Source organism: Nostoc sp., assembly GCF_036919555.1.
GTDB lineage: Bacteria > Cyanobacteriota > Cyanobacteriia > Cyanobacteriales > Nostocaceae > Nostoc.
Window position 1 is genome coordinate 22,568 of sequence record NZ_JBALCS010000111.1, and the last position, 7,037, is coordinate 29,604.

6 protein-coding genes and 1 pseudogene are annotated in these 7,037 nt (G+C 44.1%); 1 reads left to right on the forward strand and 6 read right to left on the reverse strand.

Going from position 1 to position 7,037, the window contains the following annotated elements:
- Positions 1-74: 74 nt before the first annotated feature.
- From V7K36_RS30830 to V7K36_RS30840, 3 genes and pseudogenes are all read right to left on the reverse strand, one after another.
- Positions 75-1,421, reverse strand: coding sequence for a glutamate-cysteine ligase family protein (locus tag V7K36_RS30830; protein WP_335121507.1), 1,347 nt, complete (start codon positions 1,419-1,421; stop codon positions 75-77).
- Between the two features lie 390 nt (positions 1,422-1,811).
- Positions 1,812-1,931: pseudogene (locus V7K36_RS30835) on the reverse strand (NADPH-dependent FMN reductase); the annotation flags it as partial.
- A gap of 78 nt (positions 1,932-2,009) precedes the next feature.
- A complete protein-coding gene (locus V7K36_RS30840) occupies positions 2,010-2,555 on the reverse strand; it encodes an NADPH-dependent FMN reductase (RefSeq protein ID WP_335121509.1) in 546 nt (181 codons plus the stop codon).
- Positions 2,556-2,888: 333 nt separating this feature from the next.
- Between V7K36_RS30840 and ftsH the strand changes: the two genes are divergently transcribed.
- Positions 2,889-4,781, forward strand: coding sequence for an ATP-dependent zinc metalloprotease FtsH (gene ftsH, locus V7K36_RS30845; RefSeq protein ID WP_335121511.1), 1,893 nt, complete (start codon positions 2,889-2,891; stop codon positions 4,779-4,781).
- Positions 4,782-5,311: 530 nt separating this feature from the next.
- Here ftsH and V7K36_RS30850 read toward each other — a convergent pair.
- From V7K36_RS30850 to V7K36_RS30860, 3 genes are all read right to left on the reverse strand, one after another.
- Positions 5,312-6,043, reverse strand: coding sequence for an SDR family oxidoreductase (locus tag V7K36_RS30850; RefSeq protein ID WP_335121513.1), 732 nt, complete (start codon positions 6,041-6,043; stop codon positions 5,312-5,314).
- A 59-nt stretch (positions 6,044-6,102) separates the two neighbouring features.
- Positions 6,103-6,252, reverse strand: a complete 150-nt coding sequence (locus tag V7K36_RS30855) for a hypothetical protein (RefSeq protein WP_335121515.1) — start codon at positions 6,250-6,252, stop codon at positions 6,103-6,105.
- 262 nt (positions 6,253-6,514) lie between these two features.
- Positions 6,515-6,685, reverse strand: coding sequence for a hypothetical protein (locus V7K36_RS30860; RefSeq protein WP_335121517.1), 171 nt, complete (start codon positions 6,683-6,685; stop codon positions 6,515-6,517).
- Positions 6,686-7,037 lie beyond the last annotated feature (352 nt).

Genomic DNA, 7,037 nt, shown 5'->3' on the forward strand with positions numbered 1-7,037 from the left:
TATCGCACCGTTGCAGACGCTTCTTCAAGCTGAAATTTCCGTCTGCCCCACGGTACCGAGATATAATTATTTTTTTAATCCTGCTGTAGTAACAATCGTTCATCAGTATCCAACGCTGCTAGGGGATTTTCTGTGTCTATCCATGAAACCTGTGCTTCTAGCTTGTCACAACAAGAGCGCACTAAATGCAAACCAGCATCTAATGGAAGTTGAGCAGTTGTCTGTGTAAACTCTTGTAATATCCCAGCTTCTATCGTCTGATACTGATCGAGGTGTTTGCTCAGTTTTGCTAGAAAATTTGCTCCTTCGCCACCCTCTGCGCTGGCAAATTGCAAAATTGAATCGACGTAAGCCTTAACTTTGGGATTTTTAACTCCCTCTGTAGCTGAGGTATAGAGTAGTTCACCATTTAGATATTCAAAATCTGGTACATACAGGGTAGAGCCAACTAGTTCAAATATCTGTATTTCTTTAGCTGGTTTAACCGTTAACTTCTCCCGCCTGACTCGATTAGCCGCCTTCTCAAGCAATGTAATTACAGCTAAAGTTATTGATGGATAGTTACTATCTATACATCTAATTTCAACAGTGCCGAGTTTGTTGAGTCTAACTGGATTCCAAGCTGACTTGAGTAAGCTGACTTCTGCTTCTAATATCAGGTTCGGTTCAATTCCGGCTTTTTCCATCGCTTGCAACCAAGCATAATAACGAGCAAAGTGCTGTTCAACTAAACCCTCTACACTTAATCCATAAGGCATGAGTCCGCCGACAGGCTGTAAATGAGTGTAAACTCCTTCCCAGCCAAAGGTTTCACTACCTCGATAACGAATTGTGTGCGCGGCTAGCCCGATCGCCTGTCCTTCATAATAGGGACACGCCCGCGTCAGGGAAATGAGTGCTGAGTCGCAAGCTGTAGCTAAATTATAGATATTTAGTAGTTCCTCTCGCTCTGCTGATGTCGAGTTGTAGGAGACTGCAACACTAGGGTCAATTACCCCAGGCGGGACTTCTAAATGCAGGTGTGTACCTGTACATTTGGCGGCGTGCAAGAATTTCTCATAGCCGACAGTCCGCGCTTGGATATGGTAATTAGGGTGATCCCGCATAACTGGTGTAATATGCAAAGGGTAGCTAGACAGAGGGTAAAGGCGTAAACCCATCTGTTGCCCCACAGAAAGCGCCAATTTGAGATTTTTGAGATAGACTTTTGCTAGTTCTGTACCAGTGTCGGCAGGAGGTGTGTTAATTTCTACCATGCTTTTGACGAACTCTGGCACAAAGTACTTTGGGTCTAAACCTTGTGTTTGCGCCATTAAGTGACAATCTTTCAAAAACTCATCGGCGCGATCGCTCAGATAACCAGCCTCATCTACCAGAAAAAATTCTTGCTCAAGACCGATACGACGCTTTACTACATTCATCTAAACCTCCGCAAGGGTAATCCCGCCACCATCCCTACACAAACAACAAATTTAGACTCGCTCACAAACTGAATAGAAACCATCCAGTTACCCAGATATTCGTTTCATACTGGCTCTGTTTGAGCCAAGCAGATTGTATTACCGTGTTAGTGGTAGTGGACACACAATCAAATTGTGTTTTCTGCCGATTTAACCAAGAGGAGAAAATCATATCACGTCCCTCCTCAGGTTCACAAACTATAAACCCGCTCTCGGTTTTTCTTTGTTTCAAATCTACCAATGTGAGTAATTTAGATGAGTTGCGTCAAATTTACCAGTTAGCACTACCTGAGACAGATCCCCTTACACGCTCTCAGAGAGCCATATTAAAGGTTTGCGCTTTACATAGCATAGCTTGCATTCAGGACTGAAAGCACCCCAAGCTTGTCCGATCGCAATTTGTTCTGGAATCACCTAACCATGTACCCAACGAATAATTAGCCGTAGGTCATTTAAAGCATAACTATTAGACTATTAATCCCCAACTAGCTGGGGATTACCACCACAATTAAGTTGAGTCGGGTGGGCAAAGCTTTGCCCACCCGACAACTAATTTACGCCCCGCAGCTTACGAGTGTTATCAACTAAACTCTGAGCAAATTGATCAAATCTTTGAGAGAGTTTCTCATCTAGTAGCTTGCCTTCAGGACTGAAAGCACTCCAAGCTTGTCCGATCGCAATTTGTTCTGGAATCACCCAACCATGCACCCAACGAATAATTAATCGTAGGTCATTTAAAGCATTACTATTAGACTGACCCCCTAATACGCTGATTAGTCCTGTCACTTTATCCGACAGTTGCTCAAAACTCATCAAATCCAGGGCATTTTTCAGGACACCACTAACCCCACCATGATACTCAGGTGTCGCTAAAATTAACCCATCGGCGCGACTGACTGTATCTTGCAATCTCTGAACATCTGGATACTCTGGATACTCCTTCGCGCCAGTACAAAATGGTAGCTGCAACTGCCGTAAATCGAGAATTTCTACCTCTGCACCCACAGCTTCAACCCTTTGCACTGCTACTTGTAAAGCAAGCTGGGTATAGGAGTTGGGTCTTAAACTACCACCAATACCAACAATTCTCACCATAATTAACCCACAAACTATTAACTAGCTACTATCGTCAGATTTATTTAAAAAGCGGAGTCGTTATGACTATGTTTATCTTAGCGATTTGTGTCGGAATGTGTCAAATTAAAATCTACCTACCGGAACGGAAAATTTTTTAAAAAGGAGTTAGGAGCCAGAATAATGATCTAGCTTGCTCAACTTCATGTGATCGCCGGAAGAAACTTGGGAATGGTTTTGTGTGGAAGTTAGACTAGATAAGAAAAGTGTAATTTCCAGTTATTACAATTTTTGTTAGAAGAATAGGCATAAAACCATCGCTCAACTTGTGCCAGCAGACAAAGGGTAGTTATTATGACGAATTTGGGAAAAAAAGCATTGGTAAATAGGCAGTCATCAAAGCGTGTTGCTTGGGTTGGTGCCATCGCAGCTAGTTTGATTATGTTACCAGGAATTTTCGGGAGTACTCCCGTCTTGGCACAAAAAGCAGAGAATACCCCTCTAACTTATGGCGACTTGCTCAAGAAAGCGAAGGCGGGAGAAATCCAAAAACTAGAGTTGGACGAAACCGAACAGCTAGCAAGGGTTTATCTCAAGGGGCAAAAGGATGATACACAACCGCAACAGGTGAGACTTCTGGCACAAAACACAGAGTTGATTAACATACTCAAAGATAAGAATGTTGATTTTGGCGAAGTTTCCTCTGCTAACAGTCGAGCTGCTGTTGGGCTGTTGATCAATCTTATGTGGATTTTGCCCCTGGTGGCTTTAATGGTATTGTTCCTCCGTCGCTCTACTAATGCTTCTAGCCAAGCAATGAATTTCGGCAAATCCAAAGCTCGCTTCCAAATGGAGGCAAAAACTGGAGTTAAATTTGAAGATGTCGCCGGGGTTGAAGAAGCTAAGGAAGAACTTGAAGAAGTTGTTACTTTCCTCAAACAGCCAGAAAGATTTACTGCTGTAGGCGCACGTATTCCCAAAGGAGTGCTGTTGATTGGCCCCCCTGGTACTGGTAAAACTCTACTAGCAAAAGCGATCGCAGGTGAAGCAGGTGTACCGTTTTTCAGTATTTCCGGTTCGGAATTCGTGGAAATGTTCGTTGGTGTGGGTGCATCCCGTGTGCGCGATCTTTTCAAAAAAGCCAAAGATAATGCTCCTTGCCTAATATTTATCGATGAAATTGACGCAGTAGGTAGACAACGGGGCGCTGGTATCGGTGGCGGTAACGACGAGCGCGAACAAACCCTCAACCAACTCCTCACCGAAATGGATGGTTTTGAAGGTAACACAGGCATCATTATTATTGCTGCCACTAACCGCCCAGATGTCCTAGATTCAGCGCTGCTCAGACCGGGACGCTTTGACAGACAGGTAATGGTCGATCCACCGGATCTTAAAGGGCGACTGGAAATTTTGCAAGTCCACGCGCGGAATAAAAAAATTGATCCTAGCGTATCATTAGAAGCGATCGCTCGCCGCACTCCTGGTTTTACTGGCGCAGACTTAGCCAACTTACTCAACGAAGCCGCCATTCTCACTGCTAGGAGGCGCAAAGAAGCTGTCACCATTTTAGAAGTTGATGCTGCTATAGATCGAGTCGTTGCAGGTATGGAAGGTACCGCCTTAGTAGACAGCAAGAGCAAGCGCTTGATTGCCTATCATGAAGTTGGACATGCTTTAGTGGGCACATTGCTCACAAACCATGACCCTGTGCAGAAAGTTACACTCATTCCACGGGGACAAGCGCTAGGATTAACTTGGTTTACTCCCAACGAAGAACAGGGGTTAATTTCGCGTTCCCAACTCAAAGCCCGGATTACTGCTACTTTGGGTGGTCGCGCCGCCGAGGAAATCGTTTTTGGTAAGCCAGAAGTGACTACAGGTGCAGGGAATGACCTGCAACACGTAACAGGGATGGCGCGGCAGATGGTGACACGCTTTGGAATGTCAGAATTAGGCCCATTATCCTTAGAAAATCAGAGTGCAGAGGTATTTTTGGGACGTGACTGGATGAATAAATCAGACTATTCTGAAGAAATTGCTGCCAAGATTGATTCACAAGTACGCGAAATTGTCAACAATTGTTATATCAAGTCCAAAGAACTGTTGCAAGAAAACCGCATAGTTTTGGAGCGTTTAGTAGATTTGCTAGCAGAACAGGAAACTATTGAAGGTGATTTATTCCGCAAAATCGTTGCTGATAATACCCAGCAGCTAGCCGATACCAAATTGGCTGTACCTCATTAGGGAATAGGTAAAAGTCAATAGTCTATCAACTTTAGACTAGTACAGTGTGGCGTCAGTTTGGCTACCTTTAAGGAAGAGGCAGGGGGCAGGGGGAAATGAAAAGAGACTCCTGCCTATTTTGCGGAGTGGAACATGGGTCTGAGTCCCCCACTTTTATAATTGTGGTTCTTGTTCAGGTGGGGTCGAATCCCCATTCTTTTTTATCCCCCTTGCTCCCTGCCCCCTGCTCCCTGCTCCCTTGCCTCTTTTTTAACAAGGGATTTTGTCCGATCGCAATTTATTCGGGAATCACCCAACCATGTACTTAAGGAATAATTGCCCCTTGTTAGCTAGCTGGATTTACGCCGTGGTGTACTAGTGAAAATCCAAAAGCTCAGATTCCCGACTTATTTAAATAAGTCGGGATCTTTTTGTACAAAAATCAGAAAGTTACCTCAGCCTTTCCACGGCTTAAACCCCTTGTTAGTTGATAAATACGCTTGACTAGCTACTTCGTTGTTTGAGACAGACGCTTTACTGATGACCTCTGTTCAGATAAGACTGCGACCAATACTTGCTCCACCGTCTACAAATAAGGTTTGTCCCGTGATGAACGCTGCTTCTTCAGAGCAGAAAAAGCCGATCGCAGCAGCAATCTCTTTGAGCTGACCGAACCGACCCATTGGAATCATGCTTGAATATAGCTGTTCTTCCTTACTGCCGGGAGAAACTTTTTCATGAAACATTTCAGTTTCAATCATCCCAGGTGCGATCGCATTCACGGTAATTCCGGTTTTTGCCAGTTCTAACGCCCAAGTGCGGGTCAAGCTGATTAATCCTGCTTTAGCCGCCCCATAACTGGTGCGATTAGCCAAACCCAAAGCCGCTAGGCTGGAAATGTTAACAATGCGTCCCCATCCTGATTGTCTCATCGTGGGCAGCAGCGCTTGTGCGATCTGCACTGCCGGACGTAAATTGAGGTCCAAGACAGTGCTTAAATCAGACAAATTAATTTCTTCTAGAGGCTGTGACTGACTCAAACCGACATTGTTGACCAAACCTGTGATCGAGTACCGATCAGTCAACTCTGCTAGCACAGACTCCGTTTGCTCAAGATTAGCTAGATCAATGGTGACGAATTCGCCAGGAAAAGGAGCTTTTGGTAGACTGCGAGCAACCCCAATAATCTGATGTCCTTGTTGCGCCAGATAATCAGCCGTGGCGCGTCCAATACCTTTGCTTGCACCTGTAATAAGGGTTGTGCGCGGCACGTTAGAGTTCATGGGTTATCACTTTTGGTTGGTGGGTCGGATCAAGATTTCATCGCTTTGAATGGACTTATTTATCCTCCCACAATAACGATGCACTCGAATAGCGATCGCCAAATTCGATTTTGATTTCCAAGGCTTGTTGATAATAATCCCGTGCCTGGTCGTATTCCCGCAGTCATCAACCGACTACCCAAACTCTGTCTCTCTTGTCTCCCTTCCATTGTCCCCCGTATCTCCCTGCTCCCCTGCTGTCTTTATGATGATCTCACTGTTAGAGCATTGCTCCCCATTGCACCACACCCTGCCAAAACTATGCTTTGTCTTCCCTCCCCAAGAATAAGGCTACGGTTACACACAAGTCTGAAGTAGCTCATCAACTTGGGTTTGAGCGTAAATTTTACCCCACCCTAACCGCTTAACCTCAAAACTAGTTGCAAAGCATGAAGCGTTTGCAACAATTACTTGTTCATGTATAAGAAACGTTTAAATCATTGCAGCAATCGTTGTAATTAACTTATGAGTTGCTTTATAGTGCGATCGCAAACCGTCTCCATGAGAATTGCTTGGCGTGGACAGCGTTAATTCTCGCCAATTACTGCTGTAAGTCAACCTGGTAGAGAAACAGGAAGCGCGATCGCGATCAAAAGTGATCAATGCGATCGGCTGATTTTACGTTGAAAGCAGCATTTTTTACCGCAAAGTGGGTCAAAAAAATAACAATACAAAAATACTATTAAGAATGAATGAGTTGGAAGATATACAAAACTATACTGTCTATTTACCTAAAGCAGACTTTGATGCAGACAGTTTACTGTTAATCTACTTAAAATGAGTAAATTTTCAGTGGAATATCTGGGTATCTTCTGCAATTGGGGTGATAAGTAGTGAGGATCTCTCTAATAAATTCTTAGAGATATAGGACTCCTATTTGATTTTTGAACAAATTCCGTACATCTGAAGAGTGGCAAAATCAAAGGTAGTGTGTCGAATAAACCACTCAAACATC